Origin of the sequence: Hansschlegelia zhihuaiae (assembly GCF_004103825.1) — a bacterium.
Taxonomy (GTDB): domain Bacteria; phylum Pseudomonadota; class Alphaproteobacteria; order Rhizobiales; family Methylopilaceae; genus Methylopila; species Methylopila zhihuaiae.
The window spans coordinates 17,600-40,875 of sequence record NZ_RYFI01000004.1 but is presented as its reverse complement, the minus strand read 5'-3'; the positions used below and the strand labels follow the sequence as shown (position 1 = coordinate 40,875).

The following is a 23,276-nucleotide window of genomic DNA, read 5'->3' as shown; positions in this document are numbered from 1 at the left end:
CAAGGTCGAAGGACGCTCTAGGCGGCGCGCAGTTCTTTCCTGCATCACGATGCGCGAATGGGTCCCGGCTCAAGGCCGGGACATGGCGTCTGCGCTCTTCGGTCTGCCTCACGCCTCCACCGCCCGGCCCTTGAGCGCGAACAGGCCGCGGGGCTTCTTCTGGATGAACAGGATGATGGCGACCAGCAGGATGATCTTGCCGAGCACCGCGCCCGCGAACGGCTCGAGCAGCTTGTTTGCGACGCCGATCGACAGCGCGCCGACCAGCGTGCCCCAGAGATTGCCGACGCCGCCGAACACCACGACCAGGAAACTGTCGATGATGTAGCTCTGCCCGAGATTGGGCGAGACGTTGTCGATCTGGCTGAGCGCAACGCCGGCGATGCCGGCGACGCCGGAGCCGAGCCCGAAGGTCATGGCGTCGACCCAGGGCGTGCGGATGCCCATCGAGGCCGCCATGCGCCGGTTCTGCGTGACCGCCCGGACCCGGAGGCCGAGACTGGTGCGCTTCAGGAGCAGCATCAGCGCGAAGAACACGGCCATCGCGAACAGCACGATGGCGATGCGGTTCCAGGTCAGCGACACGCCGAGGAAAGACACCGAGCCCTGCAGCCATTCGGGCGTCTGGACCTCGCGGTTGGTCGGTCCGAACACCGAGCGCACCGCCTGCTGCAGGATGAGGCTGACGCCCCAGGTCGCGAGCAGCGTCTCGAGCGGGCGGCCATAGAGGAAGCGGATCACCGTGCGCTCGATCAGCACCCCGACCGCGCCCGCGACCAGGAAGGCGACCGGGATCGCGAGGATCAGCGAGGCGCCAGAGAGCGCCGGGACGTAGTCTCGGATGAACCCTTGCGTCAGGAAGGTCGCATAGGCGCCGATCATCACCATCTCGCCATGCGCCATGTTGATGACGCCCATGACGCCGAACGTGATGGCGAGCCCGATCGCGGCGAGCAGCAGCACGGAGCCGAGCGAGACGCCGTAGGTCACGTCCTGGACGACATTGGCGACGCCGAGCCAGCGCTCGATCGAGGCGACGCCGGCCTCGGCCGCCTGCTTGACGGCGGGGGGCGTATTTGCCGGCAGCGTGCGGAGCGCCGCGAGCGCGTCCTGGTCGCCTACGGCCGCCACGATGTCGGCGGCCGCGATCCGGTCGGCTTCGGGGGCGTCCTGCCTGGCCAGGATGATGGCGGCTTTCGCGGCCTCGAGCGCCTGCTTGGCGCTTGCGTCCTTCTCCTTGGCGAGCGCCGCCTCGATCGCCGGAAGCGCGGTCGGCTCGCGGGTCTTGAAGATCGCGCGCGCCGCGCCGATGCGCTTCTGCGGGTCCGGGGCCTGCAGCGCGAAGGCGCCGGAGGCGGCCTCGAGAGAGCGCCGCACGCGGTTGTTGAGGCGAACCGTTTTCAGAGGCTTGGCGGCGAGCGCCTGCGGCGCGGGGTCGCCGGTCTTGGCGAGCACGAGCGCGCCGCCCGCGTCCTTGATCAGGACCGTTTTGCTCTCCGGATCGTAGAGCAGTCGGCCGGCGCTCATCGCCTCGAAGATCGCCTGGCCGTTCTGGGCGCTCGCGGCCACCAGGCCTTCGATCGCCTTGTCGGTCTCGTCATATTTGTCCGCCGCGAAGCGGGCGAGCGCGTCGTCGACGGGGTCGGCCGAGGCCGGCGACGCCGGCCCGCCGAGGAGCGTCGCGATGGCGATGAGCAGCCCGAGCGTCGCGCCGCGAAGTCCGATCAATCGCATGGGTGGGCCAGGTTGTGTCGCGGAGGACCGGCGGGGCTCAGCCTGCCGGAGCGTCTGTCGGCGGCTTGGCCGCATTGGGCGCGGAGGGCGGCGGGGAGGAGTCGCCGCCCTCCGCTGGGGCTCATGCGCGGGAGCGGCTGAAACTCAGCTGCCCTGGCCGCCGCACTTGCCTGTCTTGGTGTTGAAGTTGCCGCACTTCTTGGCCACCCAGTCGGCCTCGAGGTCCTTGGAGCCGGGCAGGAAGTCCGACCAGGCGTCGCCGGGCACCAGGTCGTCGGTCTTCTCCACGACGTCGAACTGCCCGTCGTCCTTGATCTCGCCGATCAGCACCGGCTTGGTGATGTGGTGGTTCGGCAGCATCTTGGAGACGCCGCCCGTCAGGTTCGCCTGCTCGATGCCGGGCAGCGCGTCGATCACCTTGTCGGGCTCGACGGAGCCGGCCTTCTCGGCGGCCTTCACCCACATGTTGAAGCCGATGTAGTGGGCCTCCATCGGGTCGTTGGTGACGCGCTTCGGGTTTTTGGTGAAGGCCTGCCACTTCTCGATGAACGCCTTGTTGTCCGGCGTGTCGACGCTCTGGAAGTAGTTCCAGGCCGCGAGGTGTCCGACCAGCGGCTTGGTGTCGATGCCGGCGAGCTCCTCTTCGCCGACCGAGAACGCCACCACCGGGATGTCGGTCGCCTTGATGCCCTGGTTGCCGAGCTCCTTGTAGAACGGCACGTTGGCGTCGCCGTTGATCGTCGAGACCACCGCGGTCTTCTTGCCCGTGGAGCCGAACTTCTTGATGTCGGAGACGATCGTCTGCCAGTCGGAATGGCCGAACGGCGTGTAGTTGATCAGGATGTCCTCCTGCGCCACGCCCTTGTCTTTGAGATAGGCCTCGAGGATCTTGTTGGTGGTGCGCGGATAAACGTAGTCGGTGCCGGCCAGCACCCAGCGCTGCACTCCCTCTTCCTTCATCAGGTAGTCGACGGCCGGGATCGCCTGCTGGTTGGGCGCGGCGCCGGTGTAGAACACGTTCCGCTCGCTCTCCTCGCCCTCATACTGGACCGGGTAGAACAGCACGCTGTCGAGCTCCTTGAAGACCGGCAGGACGGATTTGCGGCTGACCGAGGTCCAGCAGCCGAACACGACTGCGACCTTCTGGTTCGAGATCAGCTCGCGGGCCTTCTCGGCGAACAGGGGCCAGTTGGAGGCCGGGTCGACCACGACCGGCTCGAGCTTCTTGCCCAGCACGCCGCCCTTCTTGTTCTGCTCCTCGATCAGCATGAGCATGGCGTCCTTCAGCGTGGTCTCGCTGATCGCCATGGTGCCGGAAAGCGAATGGAGGATGCCGATCTTGATGGTCTCCTCGGCGCGGGCGGGCGCCGCCGTGATCGCGGCGGCGGCGAACGCGCCGGCGATCAGAGCGCCCCGGAAGAATTTTTTCATTGCCATCTCCCCTGATGGATTGGGGCGCCGTCGCGCCCATCCTGCGATAGCAGGCAAGCGCGGCGCCACTTGGAGAGGCAGAGCCGTTTCAAGTCCTCGAGGGCCGGTCATCAATCGATCAGGTGCATAAATGTTATGCATATCTGGGCGTGAGATGACGAATTAAGCAGATATGAGGTGTCCAATTACCTGTAAGGGTCTCCTTGGCCGCGCGACCTTTGGGCTTGACCCGGGCCTCGCCGCTTGCTGCGGTGGCGCGGTGCAGCGCGTCTAGGGTTCCGGCCGGTTCGCAAGAGCCGGCGCTGGTCCGAGAGACGCGCTCCCCGCTCGCCAGGCGGGGAGACACGGCGGGGCAAAATCCCGGGAGGTCACTGCACGGGTTCGCCGCCGCGGACCGACCTCCCTTGCGCGCGGCGAGCTCCCGAAACCGAACGTCCGCCCATCTCGGGCGCACGGACGAGACCCGAGGAGCCTGCCGAATGACCTTTTCGCCTCGCCGCCGCCGCCGCGCCGCAGGCCTCGCGCCGTCGAAGGGGCGCCTGCGCGCCCACCATCCCGACTTCTCCAAGATGGACACGCAGGGCTGGAAGGCGCTCGACGCCGAAGGCCGCCTGCCCGAGACCATGTGGCGGAAGGAGCAGCAATGGGCGCTCGACATGGGCCTGCCCGGCGCCGACTCCATCACCGACAAGACGATCCCGACCTTCGCGCGCGGCGAGCTTCCGCATTTCGCCGGCATCAACACCTTCATGAAGGCGCCCTATGTCGAGAACGTGCGCGACGTCGGGAAGTACGACGCCGCGGTGCTCGGCATCCCGTTCGACAGCGGCACAACCTACCGGCCCGGAACGCGCTTCGGGCCGCAGGGCGTGCGCCGCATCTCGGCGCTCTACACCCCCTACAATTACGAAATGGGCGTGGACCTGCGGGAGCAGATGACGCTGTGCGACGCCGGCGACGTGTTCTGCCTGCCGGCCAATCTCGAAAAGAGCTTCGACCAGATCACCCGCGGCGTCGCGCACGTCGCCTCGTCGGGCGCGCTGCCGGTGATGATCGGCGGCGACCATTCGATCGGCTTCCCCTGCGTGCGCGGCATCGCGGAATGCACCTCGAAGAAGATCGGCATCATCCATTTCGACCGGCACATCGACATCCAGGAGAAGGACCTGGACGAGCGGATGCACACCACGCCGTGGTTCTGGGCGACGAACCTGCCAAACGTGTCCCCTAGGAACCTCGTGCAACTCGGCATCGGCGGCTGGCAGGTGCCGCGCTACGGCGTGTCCGAGGCGCGCCGGCGCGACACAAACGTGCTGACCATCGAGGACATCGAGAAATACGGGCTGGAGAAGACCGCCGAGATCGCGCTCGACCTCGCCTGGGAGGGGACCGACGCGGTCTACATCTCGTTCGACGTGGATTCGATCGACTGCGGCTTCGTGCCGGGCACCGGCTGGCCGGAGCCCGGCGGCTTCCTGCCGCGCGAGGCGCTGAAGATCCTCGGCCTGGTCTGCGCGCCGGGGCTCTGCGGCCTCGAGGTCGTGGAGGTCTCGCCGCCCTACGACACCTCCGACATCACCGCGCTGTTCGGCGTCCGAGTCATCGTCGAGGCGCTCGGCTCGATGGTCGCGCACGGCACGCTCGGCAAGCACAAGTCCATCATCGACAAGCCGGTGAGCTACTGAGGCCCTGAAGGGAGACTTCGGCCATGCATCTCGGTCACGACCATGACGAGGGGTTCGGCGGCGGTCCGCGCGCCAAGAACGGTCACCATCCCGGCCATCATCACCATCACGGCCACAACCAGCCGCACGCGAAGGCCGTCCAGTGGCAGACGCCGCATCTGCCGCACGACCATGCGCATCCCGACGACGCGCCGCACGAGCACGACCTCGACCTGGTCGAGGCGGCCTTCGTGGAGGCGTTCACGACGGCGACCGACGTCACGAGCTTCCTGCGCGTCGCGGGCGTGCCCTTCGTGGGCGAGGCGCCGGACGGCCGCCGGCTCCATCTCCTGAGGGTCGAGACCGAGACGATGGTGGATGTCGGCTCGGTCGCGCCGCTGATCGGCGGCGGCGCGATGCGATACGATCCGCTGCCCGCCAAGATGGCCTCGCGGCGGCGGCGCCTCTCCTTCCTGTATCACGACGGAAACGCCGTGCAGCGCCTTGATTTCGCAGCCGTCCGGGCGCTCGCCGACCGCTCCGGCGCCGCCTCGTTCGAGACATCCGCCGGCTGACGCCGCGCCGCATTCCGGGAGAACCGCCCCATGACGCTCCGTCTTCTCCGTCCCGCCCTTGCGGCCGCCTTCGCGCTCCTGCCGGGCGCGGCCTTCGCCCATGTCGGCCACGGCGACGCGGTCGGCTTCACGGCCGGCTTCGGTCATCCGATCGGCGGCCTCGACCATGTGCTCGCGATGGTGATGGTCGGCCTCTTCGCCTGGCGGCTCGGCGGGAGGGCGGTCTGGCTCGTGCCCGCGACCTTCGTGCTCGTGATGGCGCTCGGCGGCGCGCTCGGCGTCGCGGGCGTCGAGGGGCCGTTCGTCGAGACCGGCATCGCGCTGTCGATCGTGGCCCTGGGCGCGGCGGTGGCGTTCGGCGTCAAGGCGCCGGTCGCCGTCGCGACGGCGCTGGTCGGCGTGTTCGCGGTCTTTCATGGCCACGCCCATGGCGCGGAAATGCCCGAGACCGCGGACGGCGCCGCCTATGCGGCGGGCTTCCTGCTGGCCACCGCCGCCCTCCACGCCGTCGGCGTCGGCGTCGGCTTCCTGATCGGGCGCGTCAGCGAGGCGAGAGGGCCGATGATCGCTCGTCTCGCCGGCGCAGCCGCGAGCCTCGCGGGGGTCGCGATCCTGGTTGGGGCGATCTGACCGGTCACTTGAAGACCACGCGGCGGACATAGACCGCGCCGGCCCCGCGAGCTCGATCATCCGCGTGGCCTCGCGGGCCGTGGAACGGCGGTCGGATCGTGCGCGGGGCGCCCCGGAGGCTTGCGCGGCGGCACGTCCGCTGCGGAGGCCGCGCCTTATATGGCGGGCTCCTGTCCACGAGCCGGAGCAAGATCCATGCGCGCCCTCCTCGTCGCCGCCTCGATCCTCGCGGGCGCCGCCGTCGCGGCCGGTCCCGCGGCGGCCGAACCGCAGAAGCTCTGGGAGCTCGACGGCCTCAGGCAGCCGGAGTCCGCGCTCTTCGACGCCTCCGGCGGGGTGATCTATGTCAGCGAAGTCGTCGGCGACATGCGGGCCAAGGACGGCGTCGGGGCGATCTCGAAGGTCTCGCCCGACGGCAAGATGGTCGAGGCCGACTGGGTCACGGGCCTCGACGCGCCCAAGGGCCTCGCGCTGTCCGGCGGCAAGCTCTATGTCGCGGACATCGACCAGCTGGTCGAGATCGAAATCGCCTCGGCCAGGATCGTCGCGCGCCACCCCGTGCCGGGCGCGATCTTTCTGAACGACGTCGCGTCCGATCCTGCGGGCCGCGTCTTCGTCTCCGACACCATGACCAACACGATCTGGACCCTGCAGGGCGGCGAGATGAAGCCCTGGCTGAAGCATGACGCGCTCAAGGGACCGAACGGGCTCACGGTGGAAGGCGACGGCATGATCGTGGCGGGCTTCGGCAAGCCGCCCTCGGACGGGCAGGCGGCCGTTCCCGGCAACCTCGTCGAGGCCCCGCTGTCGGGCGAGACCGCGCGCGACCTCGGCGACGGCTCGCCGGTCGGCGCGCTCGACGGGCTGGTCGCGCTCGGCGGCGGCAAATATCTCGCGACCGACTATCTGAAGGGGCCGCTTTATCTGATCGACGCGAAGGGCTCCTTCGAGGTTCTCGCCGAACTGCCGCCGGGGAGCGCGGATCTGAGTTTCGATCCGGCGAGCCGCACAGCCTTCGTGCCGCTCAACAAGGCGGGGAAGCTGCTGGCGTTCCGGATTCCCTGACCGGGCGGCCCCCGGGAACGGCGTGGACGTCATTCCGCGGTCCTGAGAAGACCGCCTTGGAAACGTCGGCGTCTTCGGCGGGCGGAAAAGCGCGTGTGGCGAGTCGGCCCGACTGAGGCGCGGGTCGACCGACATCCCTCTCTACTTGTTGACTGCACGTTTCGCGCTCGAATCGAGATGGTAAGTGGTTCTACGAATGCGTCGCTTGACGTCATGCGCGACAATCCAATTCTTGAACGTTCCGGTCAGGGGCCGCCAATGCTCTCGCGAGGACTTTTCGCATCGTTCGTCATGACGTCGGCCGTGTTCGCCGCGACGTCGGCAGCGGCGCAGTCGCCGGGGCCGGAACTGATCTACACGCCGATCACGCCGTGCCGGGCCTTTGACACCGAAGCGCCCGGCGCGGGCGGGCGCATCCGCGCCAACAAGACGCGCAACTTCCAGATCACCGGCACGACCGGGTTCGACACGCAGGGCGGCCAGGCCAACGGATGCGGCGTGCCGGCGTCCGCGGCGGCGGTCGCGCTTCAACTGACGGCGGTCCACCCGGCGGCCGACGGCCACTTCACGGCGTTCGCCGCAGGCGCCGCGAAGCCCGACGCGGAGTCGATGGTCTATCTGGAATCGACCTCGGTCAGCTCCGGGGTGACGGCTCCGCTTGGGGCGGGCAGGCTCGGCCTTTTCTCGCGCAAGGCGGCAGGCGCCAAGGGAACGATTACTGGTTATTACGCGCCGCAACTCGTCGCCCATATCGGCGCCGAAGGGCAGATCCTAGCGGGCACCAGCCGAGTCTTGAACGCGGAGCGCATTCTGCTTGGAGGGTATCGCATAACATTTGATCGTGACGTCAGAAATTGTATCCCAATTCTGACAGTCGACGGCGTCGACACGACAGCGTTCATCGACACGTCTGTGGAATTCCCACGCGGATGGGCGCAGATCGGCGTTCGAATGCTTGCGTACACCGAGTTCGGACGCAACTATGACAATGCGCCGTTCCGCCTCGTCGTGCACTGCTGAACCGGGCTTCATGTGCAATCTTTACTCCCTGACAAGGGGGCAGGCGGCGATCCGCCAGCTCGCCCGGGCGATGGTCGACCGGACCGGCAACCTGCCGCCCATGCCGGCGATTTTTCCGGACTACCCGGCCCCGATCGTCCGGACCGGCGACGAAGGGCGTGAACTCGCCCTCGCGCGGTGGGGGATGCCGTCGCCGCTTTCCGTCCTGAAGGGCCGCAACGCCGATCCGGGCGTGACCAACATCCGCAACGTGGCGAGCCCGCATTGGCGGCGCTGGCTCGGGCCGGCGAATCGCTGCGTCGCGCCGTTCACGAGCTTCTCCGAATATGAGACGGCGCCGGACGGGCGGAAGGTCCCGGTCTGGTTCGCGCTCGACGAGAGCCGGCCGATCGCCTTCTTCGCCGGTCTCTGGGCGCGCTGGACGAGCGTGCGGAAGGTGCGGGAGGGGGAGGTCACGGCCGACCTCTTCGGCTTCCTCACCACGGAGCCGAACGCGGTGGTCGCGCCGGTCCACCCGAAGGCGATGCCGGTCGTTCTGACGACGTCCGGGGAGGTCGATGTCTGGCTGCAGGCCGACTGGCCGGAGGCGGCGGCCCTCCAGCGCCCGCTCGCCGACGGCCTGCTGCGCGTCGTCGCGCGCGGCGAGCGGGAGGACGGCGCCGAGCCCGCGCCGGGCCCTGAGCCGAGGCAGGTCCAGCTCCGCCTGATTTGACCGCAAGAGCCGGAGCGCGAAGGCTGCGGGGGCGCGATAGCAGGGCGGCATGACCGCCAGACGGGACGCGCGACCGATGACCAGACATTCCTCCGAACAAGCCGCAGCCGTCGAACGCGATCCGCGCTGGGCATCCGTGCTCGCGCGCGACGCGTCGGCCGACGGCGCCTTCGTGTTCTCGGTCGCGAGCACCGGAATCTACTGCCGGCCGTCCTGCCCGGCGCGGCGCGCGCGGCCGGAGCACGTCGCCTTCCATGCAAGCCCCGAGGCCGCGGAACGCGCGGGGTTCCGGCCGTGCAAGCGCTGTCGGCCGGATGGCGTGGGCCTCGCCGAGCAGCGCGCCGCGACGGTGGCGGAGGCCTGCCGCTTCATCGAACGGGCCGAGGAGGCGCCGAGCCTCGCTGCGCTCGCCCGGCGCGCGGGCGTCAGCCCGTTCCACTTCCACCGCCAGTTCAAGGCGGCGACGGGCGTGACGCCGAAGGCCTACGCCGCGGCTGAGCGGGCGAAGCGCGTGCGGGAGGGGCTCGCGGGGCGCAGCGCCTCCGTCACCGAAGCGATCTACGACGCCGGCTTCAACTCCAACGGCCGCTTTTACGAGAGTTCGGACGAGATGCTTGGCATGACGCCGAGCGACTACCGCGCGGGCGGCGCGGGCGCCGTGATCCGTCATGCGGTCGCAGAGAGTTCGCTCGGCGCGATCCTCGTAGCGGCGAGCCAGAGGGGCGTCTGTGCGATCCTGCTCGGCGACGATTCTGCGGCGCTCGCCCGCGATCTACGGGGACGTTTCCCCAGGGCCGAGCTGATCGGCGGCGATCGGGACTTCCAGCGGCTGGTCGCCGAGGTCGTGCGCTTCGTGGAGCAGCCGGCGCTCGGTCTGGGACTGCCGCTCGACATTCGGGGCACGGCCTTCCAGCAGCGGGTCTGGCGGGCGCTGCGCGAAATTCCCGCGGGCGAAACTGCGAGCTACGCCGAGATCGCCGAAGCGATCGGCGCGCCGCAGGCGGTGCGCGCCGTCGCGGGCGCCTGCGCGGCCAACGCGCTTGCGGTCGCCATCCCCTGCCACAGGGTGGTGCGGACGGACGGGGCGCTGTCGGGATACCGCTGGGGCGTCGAGCGCAAGCGTGCGCTGCTCGCCAAAGAGCGTGCAGGCTGATGAGGGGCGAGGGGTCTGGAAGGCTTCTCCCGCACCCATGTCCTGCGTGCTTCGAGACGCCGTCCTGACGGACGGCTCCTCAGCATGAGGAAGTTTGTGCCTTGGCATCCTCAACGGTCCTCATGCTGAGGAGCGCCAAAGGCGCGTCTCGAAGCACGCAATACCGTCGCCCTCGTCCTCTGCATCAAGTTCTGAAATGCCGCGCTGCACAATGAATAGGCGCTTGACGCCCTGATTTTAGGCGTTCACTTTCGCCCTAAGAGCAAAAATATCCTCCTAAGAAAAATTCGGGGGTGAGGGATGAACGCTGCAAGCCGGGACGCCCGGGTCGACGCGATGTATTCGCGCGACAAGTTCGCCGCCTATATCTGCGTCGTCGCGGTATGGGCCGTATACCTCTTCATCTTCTGGCGAATGGCCGACCACATCGCCGCGAGCGGCCTGACGGCCCTGATGCTCGTGCTGGCCAGCCTCGTGCTGCTGCTCAACACCGCCGCCGTGGTCGCGCTGATCCGCCACTACCGCGAGGACAGGGCGGCGATCTACGGCACCGACATCTACTATCTCGACCGCATCGCGGCCGAGCGGAGGGCGCGGTCATGAAACGCGCGCCTTACGAGCCGCCGACCCAGTCGGTCTTCGGGCAGGTGGTCGACGCCTTCCTGATGCTCGCGCTGGTGCTGGTCATCCTCTATCTGCCGCTACTGCTCGGCCTCGCGGGCGGCGGCACGACGGTCAAGACCTTCGACGCCCCGACCTGGGAGGCGCTCGGCCAGAACGCAACGATGGCCGCGCAGTGGGAGAAGCTCGGCTTCGACCCCGCAAAGGCCTCCGAGATCATCGGCAAGCGCTTCGACTACGAGTTTTCCTGGGTCGCGCTCGCCGTCACCGCCCTCGTGATCGTCGGCTATTTCGTCGGGATGCTGCGGTGGTCGGAGAAGGAATACCGCGACGTCATCGCCGAACGTTTCGGCGACGACGCCAAGGCCGATCCGCGCGGCCCGACCGCCTGACCCCGCCTGTTCAAGGACGACATCGATGATCGCCATCATGAACTACGCGGCGTGGGGCGTGTCCGCCGCGCTCGCGCTCTGGATGCTGTGGGACATGCTGTCCACCAACCGGGCCTATAGCGAGGCCTATCTGACCTCGTCCGCCGAGGGCGAGATCATCGACGCCGAGATCGGCGAGACGGCGGCGGGGCGGTGATGGTCGACGTCGCCAACGTTCCCGGCGCAGCGGCGCCGGCCTCCGCCGCCGACTCCTCGTCCAAGCGCGTCGCGCTGAAGCGGGTGCTCGGGCCCGCCCATGTCTGGGGACTGGGCGTCGGCATCGTGCTCGTCGGCGAGTTCATGGGCTGGAACTTCGCGGTCGGAAAGGGCGGCGCGATCGCCGCGCTGACCGCCTGCTGGCTCGCCGGCATCCTCTACACCTGCGTCGCCATGATCGATTCGGAGGTGACCTCGACGGTCGCGGCCGCCGGCGGGCAATACGCCCAGGCCAAGCACATCATCGGCCCGCTCGCGGCCTTCAATGTCGGGCTCTACCTCGTCATGGCCTACACTATGCTCGAGGTTTCGAACGCGATCGTCACCGGCGACCTGATCCAGGCCTTCGCGGCCAATATGGGCCTTGCGGGCGAGGTCGACAAACGCGCTTACATGACGCTGACCATCGTGTTCCTGGCCTGGCTCAACTATCGCGGCGTGCTGGCGACGCTAACGCTCAACTACATCATCACCGCGATCGCCTTCGCGGCGATCCTCGCGCTGTTCGTGGCCGTCAACCCGCTGACGCCCGGCGCCACGGTGATGCACGACCAGCTGCTGACCGGGCTGCCCTATGGCGGGCTCGGCATCCTGGCCGCCATGCATTTCGGCCTGTGGTTCTATCTCGGCATCGAGGGCACCACCCAGGCGGCCGAGGAGGTGCGCTCGCCCGCCCGCTCCCTGCCGCTCGGCACGCTGACCGGCATCATGACGCTGCTGATCGCCGCGACGCTGACGTGGTACATCGGCACCGGCCTGATGCCCTGGGAGTATCTCGGCCAGGCCATCACGCCGCTCTACGACGCAGCTAGGCTGACCGGTAGCCTGCCGCTCGAGCTCTTCCTCTTTGTCGGCACATTGTTCGCCACTCTCGCGTCGGCCAATGGCTGCATCAACGACGCGTCGCGCGCCTGGTTCGCGATGGGCCGCGACCGCTACATGCCGGTGTGGTTCGGCGCGGTGCATCCGCGCTACCACACGCCCTACCGGTCGATCCTGTTCTTCGTGCCGATCGCGATCCTGTTCGCGGTCTCGACCCCGCTCGACCAGACCATCACGCTGTCGATCCTGTCCGGCCTGCTCGGCTACACCATCATGGCGATCGGCGTGATGATGTTCCGCCGCAAATGGCCGCTGGGCTCGATCGCGCGGGGCTATGTGCACCCGCTGCACCCGCTGCCGGCGATCCTGCTGCTCGGGCTCTGCGCCGTGACCTATCTCGCGGTGTTCCTCGGCTATGGCACGCAGCTGCTCGCCATGATGGCGTTCTACATCTTCGCGTCCGCCTGGTTCGTTCTGCACCGCTACAAATACTGTCGGCGCGGCGACCAGTTCACGATGCCCTGGCCGAAGCCCAAGGGGTACTGAGGCTCTCTGGTGACCGCGTTCGCCGTCCTCCTCGCCCTCCTGTCCGCAGGCGCGGCCCTCGCCGCGATTCTGCGGGCGGGGCGGCGCGAGGCGGCCTTACGGCGGTCGGCGCTGGCGGACTGCGAGGGGCTGCTCGACGGCGTCGTCCGCAAGATCGCGCCGTCCGGCTATGGCGAGCTCCGCGGGCGGTTCGGCGGTCTGTCCGCCCGGCTCGTCCCGATCTCCGAGGCGCTCGTGTTTCGCCGGCTGCCGCAGCTCTGGATCGCGGCCGACGTCGCGAGGCCGGCCGCCGACGGACGGGCCGTCGAGATCGTCCGGCGGCCGACGGGAACGGAGTTCTTCACGGGCGCCGGCGCATTGCCGCTCGCCTATACGCCGCCGCCCCACTGGCCTCAGGACACGGCGGTGCGCGGCTCCGGCGACGCATCTTCGCTGCTCGCCGAACTTGGGCCGCTGCTCGCTGAGCCGCTTTCCGATCCGAAGCTGAAATCGGTCGCCGTCACGCCACGCGGCGTGCGGGTCGTCCGGCAGGCGGCGCAGGGCGAGCGGGCATCGTACCTGCTGTTCCGCGAGTCGCGTTTCGCGAAGCGGATCTCGGTCTCCGACGCGGAGGCCGCGCTCGAGCTTGCGGCGGCGATCGCCCTGCGGCTCGCCGCCCAGAACTCCGACGCCCGAAAGTCAGATGCCCAAGAGCCAGATGCCCAAGACGACGTCCGCGCCGCCTGATCCGCGGCTCGTGCTGCTGGTCGCGGCGCTGCTGCCCGGGATGGGCCATGTGATGATCGGGCGCGCCGCGCGCGGCCTCGGATTCGCGTTCTTCGCAGCGATCGGCTTCTGGCTCACCTCCAAATTCGCAGACCCCGACGCATCCTTCATCGGCCGCCACGCCGGCGGCTTCTTCGTCTGGGCGCTGTCGCTGCCCGACGCCTACCGCGCCGCGCGCATGGACCGCGAGCGCGCCGGCGCAGCCTGAGGCGTCCGCCTCTCAAGATCCCTTCGAAACGTCCGGCCGGGCTGGCGATCGTCGCGGCGCTTCGCTAGAGCGAAGGCGGTTCCATCGGCCGCGCCTCGCGGCCCTCCCCATCCTGCGGAAAGGACGCGCCATGAAAGTCGGGTTCATCGGTCTGGGGCTCATGGGCCTGCCCATGGCGCAGAACCTGCGCAAGGCCGGCCACGAGCTCTTCCTGCACAGCCGCTCCGGCGTCCCGGCAGATCTGCAGGGCGAGGGCATGACGGCCTGCGGGAGCCCGGCCGAGGTCGCCTCGAAGGCCGAGGCCGTGATCACGATGGTCCCGGACACGCCCGACGTCGAAAAGGTGCTGTTCGGCGAAAACGGCGTCGCGTCCGGGCTTTCGTCCGGCAAGCTCGTCATCGACATGAGCTCGATCTCGCCGGTCGCCACCAAGGACTTCGCGAAGCGCATCGGCGAGCTCGGCTGCGGCTATGTGGACGCGCCGGTCTCCGGCGGCGACATCGGGGCCAAGGCCGCGACACTGACCATCATGGTCGGCGCGTCGGAGACGGATTTCGAGCGCGCCAGGCCGCTGTTCGAGGCGATGGGCAAGACGATCACGCTGGTCGGCGACGTCGGCTCGGGCCAGACCTGCAAGGTCGCGAACCAGATCATCGTGGCGCTCAACATCGAGGCGGTGTCCGAGGCGCTGGTGTTCGCCTCCAAGGCAGGCGCCGATCCGGTGCGCGTGCGTCAGGCGCTGATGGGCGGCTTCGCCAATTCGCGGGTGCTCGAGGTCCACGCCGAGCGCATGATCAACCGCACCTTCAAGCCGGGCTTCCGCACCAGGCTGCACATGAAGGACCTCGAGGTCGCGCTGTCCAACGCCCGCGCGCTCGGCGTCTCGCTGCCGGGCACGGCGCTCGCCCAGCAGATGTTCAACTCCTGCGTCGCCGCCGGCGAGCTCGACGAGGACGACTCGATCATGTGCAAGGCGATCGAGCGGCTCTCGGGGCACGAGATCACGAAGAAGAGCTGAAGGCTCTTTCTCCCCTCCCCCTTGAGGGGAGGGGTCGGAGGTGGGGGTGCGGGCGGCGCCTTTTCAGAATGGCCGCGCGGTCCCTGCGAATCCGGATATCGCGCCGCCGTCATCCCCACCCTTACCCTCCCCTGAGGGGAGAGGGAGCGGACGCCGCGCAGTCTATTCCAGCGTGCCCGACATCGCCTGCGCGGCGTCCTGCAGCGCAGGCAGCTTCTCGATCATCGCGTCGCATGACAGCCGCGACACCGGGGCCTGCATGGCGAGCGCCGCGATGCAGGCGGGCGAACGCCCGATCCGCTGGATGACCGGGACCGCGAGACAGACCAATCCCGACAGATACTCCTCCCGGTCGAGCGCGTAGCGCTGCTTGCGCACGGCGGCGAGCTCCGCGAGCAGCGCGTCGCGGTCGGTGATCGTGTTCTCCGTGAACCCTTCGTAGGAGAGGTCGCGCAGCATCCGGTCGCGTTTCGCCGGCGGCATCAGCGCGAGGAACAGCTTGCCGCTGGCCGAACAGTGCGCCGGCACGCGCGAGCCGCGCTGGAACGTGATCCGGAGCGGCCACATCGCCTCGACGCGGTCGATATAGGTCACCTCCGTCCCGTGCAGCACGGTGAGATTGCAGGACTCCCCGACCGTCCGCACGACCTTCTCCAGCAGGCCGTGGCGGAGCGCCGCGCCCGGCTGGTTCGACAGGATCGAAAAGGCGAGCTGCGAGGCGCGCGGCGCGAGCTCGAAGCGCCGTCCGTCGGGCGCGCGCTGGAGCAGGCCTGCGGCGGTCAGCGCGTTCAGCCAGCGGTGCAGAGTGGGGCGCGGCACGTCGGAGCCGACCGCGAGCTCGGCGAGCGTCACCGGATGCTCCATCGCGGCGACGCGTTCCAGAAGGGCGATGGGCTTGAGGCCGCCAGCGAGATCATCCATGGCGACAAAATGCACGATTATCTCGGAAAGTGAAATGAAAATGATCGAAATCGATCTCGCTGTTGCGATCTGATGCGAGGCGTGTCATGGGAGACGGCGAGCGAAACGCCGCCGCGCCAAGCCGGGCGCCGCCCGTCAGAAGGATCGAAGCGATGAAGATGACGACCGAGGAAGCCTTCGTGAAAGTGCTCCAGATGCATGGCATCGAGCACGCCTTCGGCATCATCGGCTCGGCCTTCATGCCGATCTCCGACCTGTTCCCCGAGGCCGGCATCACGTTCTGGGACGTCGCGCACGAGACCAATGGCGGGCTGATCTGCGACGGCTACACCCGCACCACCGGCAAGATCGCGATGGCGATCGCGCAGAATGGGCCGGGCATCACCGGCTTCGTCACCGCGATCAAAACCGCGTACTGGAACCACACGCCGATGCTGCTGGTGACGCCGCAGGCGGCCAACAAGACGATCGGGCAGGGCGGCTTCCAGGAAGTCGAGCAGATGGCGCTGTTCCGCGACATGGTCTGCTACCAGGAGGAGGTGCGCGACCCGTCGCGCGTCGCTGAGGTGCTGAACCGCGTCATCCTGAAGGCGAAGCGGCTGTCGGCGCCCGCCCAGCTCAACATTCCGCGCGATTTCTGGACGCAGGTGATCGACGTCAACCTGCCGGCGATCGTCGAGTTCGAGCGGCCCTCGGGCGGCGAAAAAGCGGTCGCCGAGGCCGCCAGGCTGCTGTCCGAGGCGAAGTTCCCGGTCATCCTGTCGGGCGCGGGGGTCGTCATCGGCAACGCGATCCCCGATTGCGTCGCGCTCGCCGAGCGCCTCGACGCGCCGGTCTGCAACAACTACCAGCACAATGACAGCTTCCCGGGCTCGCACCGGCTCGCCGTCGGACCGCTCGGCTACAACGGCTCGAAGGCCGCGATGGAGCTGGTCGCCAAGGCCGACGTAGTGCTGGCGCTCGGCACGAGGCTGAACCCGTTCTCGACGCTTCCGGGCTACGGCATCGACTACTGGCCGAAGGATGCGAAGATCATCCAGGTCGACATCAACGCCGACCGCATCGGCCTGACCAAGCCGGTCACGGTCGGGATCTGCGGCGACGCGGCCGCGGTGGCGCGCGGCATCCTGTCGAAGCTCTCCGACACGGCCGGCGACGCCGGGCGCGACGAGCGCAAGGCGTTGATCCACCAGACCAAGTCGCACTGGCTCCAGACGCTCTCCAGCATGGACCACGAGGACGACGACGAGGGCACCGTGTGGAACGCCGAGGCCCGCAAGCGCGACGCGGACCGCATGTCGCCGCGCCAGGCCTGGCGCGCCATCCAGGCCGGCCTGCCGAAGGACGCGATCATCTCGTCCGACATCGGCAACAACTGCGCGATCGGCAACGCCTACCCGACCTTCGACAGCCCGCGGAAATATCTCGCGCCCGGCCTGTTCGGCCCCTGCGGCTACGGCTTCCCGTCGATCATCGGCGCGAAGATCGGCAATCCGGACACGCCCTGCGTGGGCTTCGCGGGCGACGGCGCCTTCGGCATCTCGATGAGCGAGATGAGCTCGATCGGCCGCGAGGAGTGGCCGGGCATCACCATGGTGATCTTCCGCAACTACCAGTGGGGCGCGGAGAAGCGGAACTCGATCCTCTGGTACGACGACAATTTCGTCGGCACCGAGCTCGACCCGCATCTGAGCTACGCCAAGGTCGCCGAGGGTTGCGGCTTCAAGGGCGTGGTGGCGCGCACGCAGCAGGAACTGACCGACGCGCTTCGGCAATCCTGCGAGGACCAGAAGAAGCGGATCACGACCTTCATCGAGGTCGTGCTCAATCAGGAGCTTGGCGAGCCGTTCCGCCGCGACGCGATGAAAAAGCCGGTGAAGGTCGCCGGCATCCGCCGCGAGGACATGCGCCCGCAGGCTGGCGCCTTCGCAAGCTGACGGGCGCTTCCGTCATGGTCCGGCTGACCGGACCATCCATGTCGATCCTGCGCTCGACGCCGACGATGGGTCCTCCGGTCAAGCCGGAGGACGACGGTGGAGAGGGCGTCGCGCGCCCCTTCCACGTCACGCCTCGCGGAGCGGAGGGCGGAACGGCGCCGCGGATTGGAGCTCGCGCGAGATGTATTGCGCGAGGTGCTCGGCCGCGTCCGAGATCCCGGCGGGACGCCGAAGCAGAACGAGATTGATGTCAGGGAGCTTCGGCATGCCCTCGTCCTCGCCGAGGCGCCGCATGCCGAGGGCCATCGCGCATAGCGGAAAGACCGAGACAGCGAGCCGGGCGAACACCGCCGCCTGCAGCCCCGCGATGGTGTCGCTGACGGAGCGGATCGCCCAGCGCCGGCCGGCCGCGCCGAGCGCCTCGAGCGCGCGCTGTCGATAGACGCTTCCCGACGGCAGCACCGCGAGCGGGATCGGGTCGTCGAGCTCGGGGCGCGCGCCGCGCGCGGCGACCCAGATCAGCGGCTCGGCGCGCACGATCTCGCCCGCGTGCAGGTCCGGCTGCTCGGTCAGGATCGCGATGTCGAGTTTGTCTCGCGCGAGCTCGGCATGCAGATGCACGCTCCGCCGGCAGTGAAGCTGGATCTCGATCTCCGGATAGGCGCGCGAGAAGCGGCCGAGCACCTCGGGCAGCAGATAGGCGGCGTAGAGGTCCGGCGTGCCGAGCGTCACCTGGCCGGCGATGCCGGGCGCGGCGAAGCGCGCCTTCGCCTCCTCGGACAGGCGCAGCATCGCGCGGGCATATTCCAGCAGAATCTCGCCGTCGGCCGTCAACGTTATGGCGCGGCGGTTCTGGTGGAACACCGGGCGGCCGAGCTGCGCCTCGAGCCGGTTGATCTGATGAGTGATGGCGGACTGCGTCCGGCCGACCGCGCGCCCGGCCGAGGTGACGCCGCCGGTGTCCACGATCGCCACAAAGGTCCTCAGCAGCGACAGGTCGAGGTCGGTCATATCGATGAAGCCTGTTCATGATCGATATGCACATAATGAACTTTGTTGCGGCGAATTGCGCCTGTAACCTTCGTCGAAACGCAGAAGGTTCGACTCCAGAAGCAGGCTTTTCGCCCTGCGGTTCTGGCGCAGACTTCCGCGATAAGGCTCAATAAGGGCCATGCGATGCGGCGACGGACCGGGACAACCCGGCGGAGACCCGCACGCTCAAGGGAGGAAACCATGCATCTCAGCAGACGGGACGTGCTTGCCGGCGGCGCTGCTTTGGTCGCCATGACGGCGGCCGGCGGAGTTCGGGCGCAGGACTATCCGAGCCGGCCGATCGAACTCGTGGTGCCGTGGGGTCCGGGCGGCGGCGCCGACCAGCTTGCGCGCAAGATCGCCCAGCTCGGCGAGCCGGAGATCGGCAAGCCGATGCCGGTGGTGAACATTCCGGGCGGCACTGGCGCGACCGGCATGGCTAAGCTGCTCGCCAACCCGGCCGACGGCCAGACGGCGGCGATCTATATCGCCGACAGCCACGCGCTGCTCGCCGGCAAGAACCCGCGCTGGACGATGGACGACATCGCGCCGGTCGCGGTTCTGATCCAGGCGCCGTCCTTCATCTTCGTGGCGCAGGACAGCCGCTTCAAGACCTGGGACGACTTCGCCAAGGAAGCCAAGGAGAAGGCCGGCGCGCTGAAGGTCGCGACGCTCGGCTTCGGCAGCGTCGACGACTTTACGCTGAGCTTCCTCGGGTCGAAGGGCGTGAAGGTCAACCAGGTGCCGTTCTCGAAGCCGAGCGAGCGCTACGTCTCGATCCTCGGCGGCCATGCGGACGCGCTCTACGAGCAGGCCGGCGACGTCGGCAGCTTCCTCAACGGCAAGCAGATGCGTCCGCTTCTTGTCTTCGGCGCCAAGCGTTTCGAGGCGTTCCCGGACACGCCGTGCTCCAAGGAGGTCGGCTTCGACATCGCGCTGCCGCAGTTCCGCTCGCTCGTGGTGCGCGGCGGCACGCCGCCGGAGAACATCAAGAAGCTGTCCGACGCCCTCGCCAAGGTCGCGGCGAGCGACGGCTACAAGGCGTTCCTGAAGGAGCAGTTCGCGGACGCCAACAGCTTCATCGATCAGTCGGGCGCCGGGGCCTTCGTGGCCAAGCAGCTCGAGGATATGAAGTCCGCCATCAAACAGGCGAGCTGAGCGATGAGCTCGGCTCCGGCCAGAGAACAGGGCGTCGGCGGGAGGCTCGCGCAGGCTCTTCCCTACATCCTCCTCCTCGTGGCGACGGTCTGGCTTTGGACCGTCGCCGACGGGATCGAATATGACGCGCGGCCGGGCGAGCTCGGCCCGAGCTTCTGGCCGCGCGCCGCCCTGGTCATGATGGGCGCGCTTTCCCTGCTCCAGATCGTCACGACTCTGTTCGCAGGAGCGGAAGCCGGGGCGCGCGGCGTCGGCGCCCAGCTCGTGACGGAAGAAGACGAGGACGACGCGCCGCGCCAGCCTGTTCTGTTGCTCGCCGGGATCGGCCTGACGATCGCCTATGGACTCGTCCTGAACACGATCGGCTTTCCGCTCGCGACGACGGCGTTTCTGGTCGCCTTCATGTATCTCGGCGGCTCGCGCAGCCATCTCGCGATCTGGGCGTCGAGCGTCGTCGGTGTGCTGCTCGTCACCGTGCTGCTCTTGAAGGTCGTCTATGTCTCGCTGCCCCGCGGCGCGGCGCCCTTCGACCGCGTCGCCGACCTGATCACCGGCTTCTGAGCCATGAGAAGCCGGAGACAGCGGACATGATCGACGTCCTCACCCAGCTCGGAAGCGGCTTCCTCGCCTGCCTCCACCCGCTCACGATGCTGATGCTCGTGCTCGGCATCATCGTCGGCCTGCTGGTCGGCGTGCTGCCTGGCCTGACGCTCGTCATGGGCGTCGTGCTGTTCCTGCCCTTCACCTACAAGATGGACGTGACCAACGCGATCGTGCTGCTGAGCGCGATGTATGTATCGGGCACCTATGGCGGCGCCTTCACCTCCATCCTGTTTCGGATTCCCGGCGAGCCGATCCATGTGCCGCTGCTGTGGGACGGTTATGCGATGGCCCGCAAGGGCCAGCCCGCCCGGGCGCTCGGCTGGACGCTGATCGCGGCGCTGGTCGGCGGGTTGCTGTCGGCCGTGGCGATGGTGGTGCTGACCAAGCCCGTCGCGCAGTTCGCGCTCAGCTTCTCCTCGCCGGAATATTTCGCGATCCTGGTGTTCGGACTCTGCAGCGTCATCGCGCTCGGCAGCGGTTCGCTCGCCAACGCGCTGATCAGCCTGGCGCTCGGACTGCTGATCGCCTCGGTCGGCACCGACGCGATCTACGGCGCATACCGCTTCACCTTCGACCTGCCGATCCTCGCGGACGGCATCGAGTTCCTGGTGGTGATGGTCGGGGCCTACGGCGTCGGCGAGGTGCTGTCGCGGCTCGAGCGCGGCTTCTCGAGCAAGCCGCTCTCGGAGGCCGGGACCACCAGGACCGAACTGCCGAGCTTCTCCGAGGTCATGAAAGTCAAAGGCATGCTGCTGCGCTCGAGCGTGCTCGGGCACATCATCGGCATCGTGCCGGGGGCGGGGGCCACCGTCGCGTCCTTCGTGGCCTACGGCGTCGAATCCCAGTTCGGCCGCCGCAAGCGCGAGATGGGATCGGGCGTCGTCGAGGGCATCGTGGCTCCGCAGAGCGCGGCGACCGCCTCGGTCGGCGGCGCGCTGATCCCGCTGCTCGCGCTCGGCATCCCGGGGAGCGGCGCGACCGCCGTCATCCTCGGCGCCTTCATGCTGCACGGCATTCAGCCGGGCCCGCAGATCATGGCGTCGTCCTCGGCCATGGTCTACACCATCTTCGCGTCGATCTTCATCGGCATCATCGTGATGTGCGTGCTGGGATACTTCGCGATCCGGCCGCTCGTGAAGATCCTCGACTTCCCCGAGTCGATCGTGTCGGCCTTCGTGATGCTGTTCTGCTTCGTGGGCGCGCTCGCGATCCGCAGCAACGTCACGGATCTCTGGCTGATGATCGGCTTCGGCGTGCTCGGATATCTGTTCGAGCGGTTCCGGTTCCCGATCGCGCCGCTGGTTCTCGGCGTCATCCTCGGCCCGCTCGCCGAGGAGTCGTTCATGAACTCGATGATCTCCTTCTCGAACGACTGGACGGTGTTCTTCACCCGGCCGATCGCCGGAACGGTGATGGCGCTCGCGGCCGTGACCCTGCTGCTGCCGATCATCGGGATGATCCGCGGCCGGCGGTCCGGCGATCCGACGCCGGGCGGCACGTCGATCCCCGCGGAACCCGCAGCACGATGACAGCGCCGTCCGCAGGCGGCGGGCGGCCATCTTCCTCCATGTCAGGAGCCTTTGAAATGTCCAGCGCCGCAGCACTTTCCGTCGCTTCCGACGAACAGAGCCCCGTCGCCGAGCTGATGGCGCGGGCTAGGGCCGCCCAGAAGGCCTTCGCGAATGTCGACCAGGAGCGCGCCGACGAGGCGGTCCGGGCGCTCGCCTGGGCGCTTTACAAGCCGGAGCGGGCGCAGGAGCTCGCGGAGCTTGCGGTCGAGGACACCGGTCTCGGCAATGTGCCGGACAAGGTGGTGAAAAAGCAGCGCAAGACGTTCGGCACGCTGCGCGACCTCTTGAGAGCGAAGTCGGTCGGCGAGATCGAGCGCGACGAGAAGCGCGGCCTCGTGAAATTCGCCAAGCCCATGGGCGTGGTCGGGGCGGTGACTCCCTCGACCAATCCGGGCGCGACGCCTGTCAACAAGGCCATGATGGCGATCAAGGGGCGCAACGCCATCATCATCGCGCCGTCGCCGCTCGGTTATCGCACGACTCAGAAGGTCGTGGACTACATGCGCGCCGAGCTGAAACGCATCGGCCTGCCCGAAGACCTCGTGCAGATCATCCCGGCGCCCGTCACCAAGGAGACGACCCAGGCGCTGATGAACGCCGTCGACCTCGTGGTCGTCACCGGCTCGCAGGACAATGTCCGGCGCGCCTATTCGAGCGGGACGCCGGCGATCGGCGTCGGCGCGGGCAACGTGCCGGTCATCATCGACGAGACCGCCGACCTCGACGCCGCGGCGCGCAAGATCTGCGCGTCCAAGATCTTCGACAACGCGACCTCGTGCTCGTCGGAAAACGCCGTCGTCATCGTCGACGCTGTCTACGACCAGGCGATCGCGGCGCTTGAGCGGGTAGGGGGCTACCTGATCGAGCCCGCCCGCAAGGACAGGGTGATCACCGAGCTCTGGAAGAACGGCAAGCTCAACCGCCATTTGCTGGCGCGCGAGGCGCCGCTGCTCGCCAAGGCGTTCGGCCTGCCGGAGGAGGCGCAAGAAGCTAAGTTCTTCATGGTCGAGGAGACTGGCGTCGGGCGCGGCTATCCGCTGTCGGGCGAGAAGCTCGCGCTGGTGCTGACCGTCTACCGCGCCCCGGACTTCGCCTCCGCCAAGACCAAGGTCGGCGAGATCCTCGACTTCCAGGGCAAGGGCCATTCGCTCGGCCTGCACACCACAAATCTCGACCGCGCGCGTGAGCTCGCCGAGGACATGGACGTGGTCCGGGTGCTGGTCAACTTCGCCCACACCTTTGGCAATGGCGGCGGCTTCGACAGCGGGCTCGAATTCACCCTCACCATGGGCTGCGGCTCCTGGCAGAAGAACTCGATCTCCGAGAACCTCAATTACCGCCATTTCCTCAACATCACGCACCTCGTGACGCCGATCCCCGAAGACAGGCCTTCGGAGGAGGAGCTATTCGGGCCGCATTGGGCCAAGTACGGAAAGTAAGACC

Annotated in this window: 23 protein-coding genes and 1 riboswitch; of the genes, 19 read left to right on the top strand and 4 right to left on the bottom strand. The window is 68.3% G+C overall.

The features are described 5' to 3' along the window. Nucleotides 1–108 precede the first annotated feature (108 nt). Together urtB and urtA are read right to left on the bottom strand one after the other, a co-directional pair. Entirely contained in the window at nt 109–1,734 is a 1,626-nt protein-coding gene (gene urtB / locus EK403_RS05550; RefSeq protein ID WP_128776518.1) for an urea ABC transporter permease subunit UrtB, read from the bottom strand. Nucleotides 1,735–1,878: 144 nt separating this feature from the next. Next, on the bottom strand, nt 1,879–3,165 hold the full coding sequence (gene urtA / locus EK403_RS05545) for an urea ABC transporter substrate-binding protein (protein WP_428979574.1): 1,287 nt from the start codon (nt 3,163–3,165) through the stop codon (nt 1,879–1,881). A gap of 259 nt (nt 3,166–3,424) precedes the next feature. Next, a riboswitch (guanidine-I (ykkC/yxkD leader) is annotated at nt 3,425–3,534 on the top strand. Nucleotides 3,535–3,644: 110 nt separating this feature from the next. Here urtA and EK403_RS05540 point away from each other — a divergent pair. The 14 genes from EK403_RS05540 (at nt 3,645) to EK403_RS05480 (ending at nt 14,611) form a co-directional block, all read left to right on the top strand. Then, nucleotides 3,645–4,850 carry an agmatinase family protein gene (locus tag EK403_RS05540; protein WP_128776516.1) on the top strand — a complete coding sequence of 402 codons (1,206 nt, stop codon included), beginning with the start codon at nt 3,645–3,647 and terminating at the stop codon, nt 4,848–4,850. Nucleotides 4,851–4,873: 23 nt separating this feature from the next. Next, complete coding sequence (locus EK403_RS05535; RefSeq protein WP_128776515.1) at nt 4,874–5,404, top strand: hypothetical protein; 531 nt, start codon at nt 4,874–4,876, stop codon at nt 5,402–5,404. A gap of 30 nt (nt 5,405–5,434) precedes the next feature. Beyond that, a complete protein-coding gene (locus tag EK403_RS05530; RefSeq protein ID WP_128776514.1) occupies nt 5,435–6,034 on the top strand; it encodes a HupE/UreJ family protein in 600 nt (199 codons plus the stop codon). 195 nt (nt 6,035–6,229) lie between these two features. Next, complete coding sequence (locus EK403_RS05525; RefSeq protein WP_128776513.1) at nt 6,230–7,099, top strand: SMP-30/gluconolactonase/LRE family protein; 870 nt, start codon at nt 6,230–6,232, stop codon at nt 7,097–7,099. A 213-nt stretch (nt 7,100–7,312) separates the two neighbouring features. Then, nucleotides 7,313–8,119, top strand: a complete 807-nt coding sequence (locus tag EK403_RS05520; protein ID WP_128776512.1) for a hypothetical protein — start codon at nt 7,313–7,315, stop codon at nt 8,117–8,119. A 10-nt stretch (nt 8,120–8,129) separates the two neighbouring features. Then, nucleotides 8,130–8,831 (top strand): SOS response-associated peptidase, encoded by a 702-nt coding sequence (locus tag EK403_RS05515; RefSeq protein WP_128776511.1) that lies wholly within the window; start codon nt 8,130–8,132, stop codon nt 8,829–8,831. Nucleotides 8,832–8,907: 76 nt separating this feature from the next. Further along, a complete protein-coding gene (gene ada / locus EK403_RS05510; protein WP_128776510.1) occupies nt 8,908–9,984 on the top strand; it encodes a bifunctional DNA-binding transcriptional regulator/O6-methylguanine-DNA methyltransferase Ada in 1,077 nt (358 codons plus the stop codon). Nucleotides 9,985–10,284: 300 nt separating this feature from the next. Further along, nucleotides 10,285–10,587, top strand: coding sequence for a hypothetical protein (locus EK403_RS05505; RefSeq protein WP_128776509.1), 303 nt, complete (start codon nt 10,285–10,287; stop codon nt 10,585–10,587). Further along, complete coding sequence (locus tag EK403_RS05500) at nt 10,584–10,997, top strand: hypothetical protein (protein WP_128776508.1); 414 nt, start codon at nt 10,584–10,586, stop codon at nt 10,995–10,997. Before EK403_RS05505 ends, EK403_RS05500 begins: the two co-directional genes overlap by 4 nt. Before the next feature lie 25 nt (nt 10,998–11,022). Beyond that, nucleotides 11,023–11,193: a hypothetical protein gene (locus EK403_RS22220; protein WP_164919503.1), complete on the top strand. Its 171-nt coding sequence runs from the start codon at nt 11,023–11,025 to the stop codon at nt 11,191–11,193. Further along, the gene (locus EK403_RS05495) at nt 11,193–12,620 is read left to right on the top strand and encodes an APC family permease (protein ID WP_128776507.1); all 1,428 of its coding nucleotides are present in this window, start codon (nt 11,193–11,195) and stop codon (nt 12,618–12,620) included. Before EK403_RS22220 ends, EK403_RS05495 begins: the two co-directional genes overlap by 1 nt. Nucleotides 12,621–12,629: 9 nt before the next feature. Further along, nucleotides 12,630–13,346: a hypothetical protein gene (locus tag EK403_RS05490; RefSeq protein WP_128776506.1), complete on the top strand. Its 717-nt coding sequence runs from the start codon at nt 12,630–12,632 to the stop codon at nt 13,344–13,346. Next, complete coding sequence (locus EK403_RS05485) at nt 13,318–13,593, top strand: hypothetical protein (RefSeq protein ID WP_128776505.1); 276 nt, start codon at nt 13,318–13,320, stop codon at nt 13,591–13,593. The genes EK403_RS05490 and EK403_RS05485 overlap by 29 nt, the downstream gene beginning before the upstream one ends. Nucleotides 13,594–13,723: 130 nt before the next feature. Further along, nucleotides 13,724–14,611: a 2-hydroxy-3-oxopropionate reductase gene (locus EK403_RS05480; protein WP_128776504.1), complete on the top strand. Its 888-nt coding sequence runs from the start codon at nt 13,724–13,726 to the stop codon at nt 14,609–14,611. Nucleotides 14,612–14,773: 162 nt separating this feature from the next. Here EK403_RS05480 and EK403_RS05475 read toward each other — a convergent pair whose 3' ends face one another. Then, entirely contained in the window at nt 14,774–15,547 is a 774-nt protein-coding gene (locus EK403_RS05475) for an IclR family transcriptional regulator (RefSeq protein WP_342633774.1), read from the bottom strand. Between the two features lie 137 nt (nt 15,548–15,684). Here EK403_RS05475 and xsc point away from each other — a divergent pair, with 137 nt between their 5' ends. Further along, nucleotides 15,685–17,469, top strand: a complete 1,785-nt coding sequence (gene xsc, locus EK403_RS05470; protein ID WP_128776503.1) for a sulfoacetaldehyde acetyltransferase — start codon at nt 15,685–15,687, stop codon at nt 17,467–17,469. A gap of 126 nt (nt 17,470–17,595) precedes the next feature. Here xsc and EK403_RS05465 read toward each other — a convergent pair whose 3' ends face one another. Continuing rightward, entirely contained in the window at nt 17,596–18,480 is an 885-nt protein-coding gene (locus tag EK403_RS05465; RefSeq protein ID WP_128776502.1) for a LysR substrate-binding domain-containing protein, read from the bottom strand. Nucleotides 18,481–18,702: 222 nt separating this feature from the next. Here EK403_RS05465 and EK403_RS05460 point away from each other — a divergent pair, with 222 nt between their 5' ends. The 4 genes from EK403_RS05460 to sauS are packed head-to-tail and all read left to right on the top strand — an operon-like array spanning nt 18,703 to nt 23,272. Continuing rightward, the gene (locus EK403_RS05460; protein WP_128776501.1) at nt 18,703–19,659 is read left to right on the top strand and encodes a Bug family tripartite tricarboxylate transporter substrate binding protein; all 957 of its coding nucleotides are present in this window, start codon (nt 18,703–18,705) and stop codon (nt 19,657–19,659) included. 3 nt (nt 19,660–19,662) lie between these two features. Continuing rightward, on the top strand, nt 19,663–20,220 hold the full coding sequence (locus tag EK403_RS05455) for a tripartite tricarboxylate transporter TctB family protein (protein WP_128776500.1): 558 nt from the start codon (nt 19,663–19,665) through the stop codon (nt 20,218–20,220). A gap of 26 nt (nt 20,221–20,246) precedes the next feature. Then, the gene (locus tag EK403_RS05450) at nt 20,247–21,791 is read left to right on the top strand and encodes a tripartite tricarboxylate transporter permease (RefSeq protein WP_128776499.1); all 1,545 of its coding nucleotides are present in this window, start codon (nt 20,247–20,249) and stop codon (nt 21,789–21,791) included. Between the two features lie 56 nt (nt 21,792–21,847). Further along, nucleotides 21,848–23,272, top strand: coding sequence for an acylating sulfoacetaldehyde dehydrogenase (gene sauS / locus EK403_RS05445; RefSeq protein WP_128776498.1), 1,425 nt, complete (start codon nt 21,848–21,850; stop codon nt 23,270–23,272). Nucleotides 23,273–23,276: the final 4 nt, after the last annotated feature.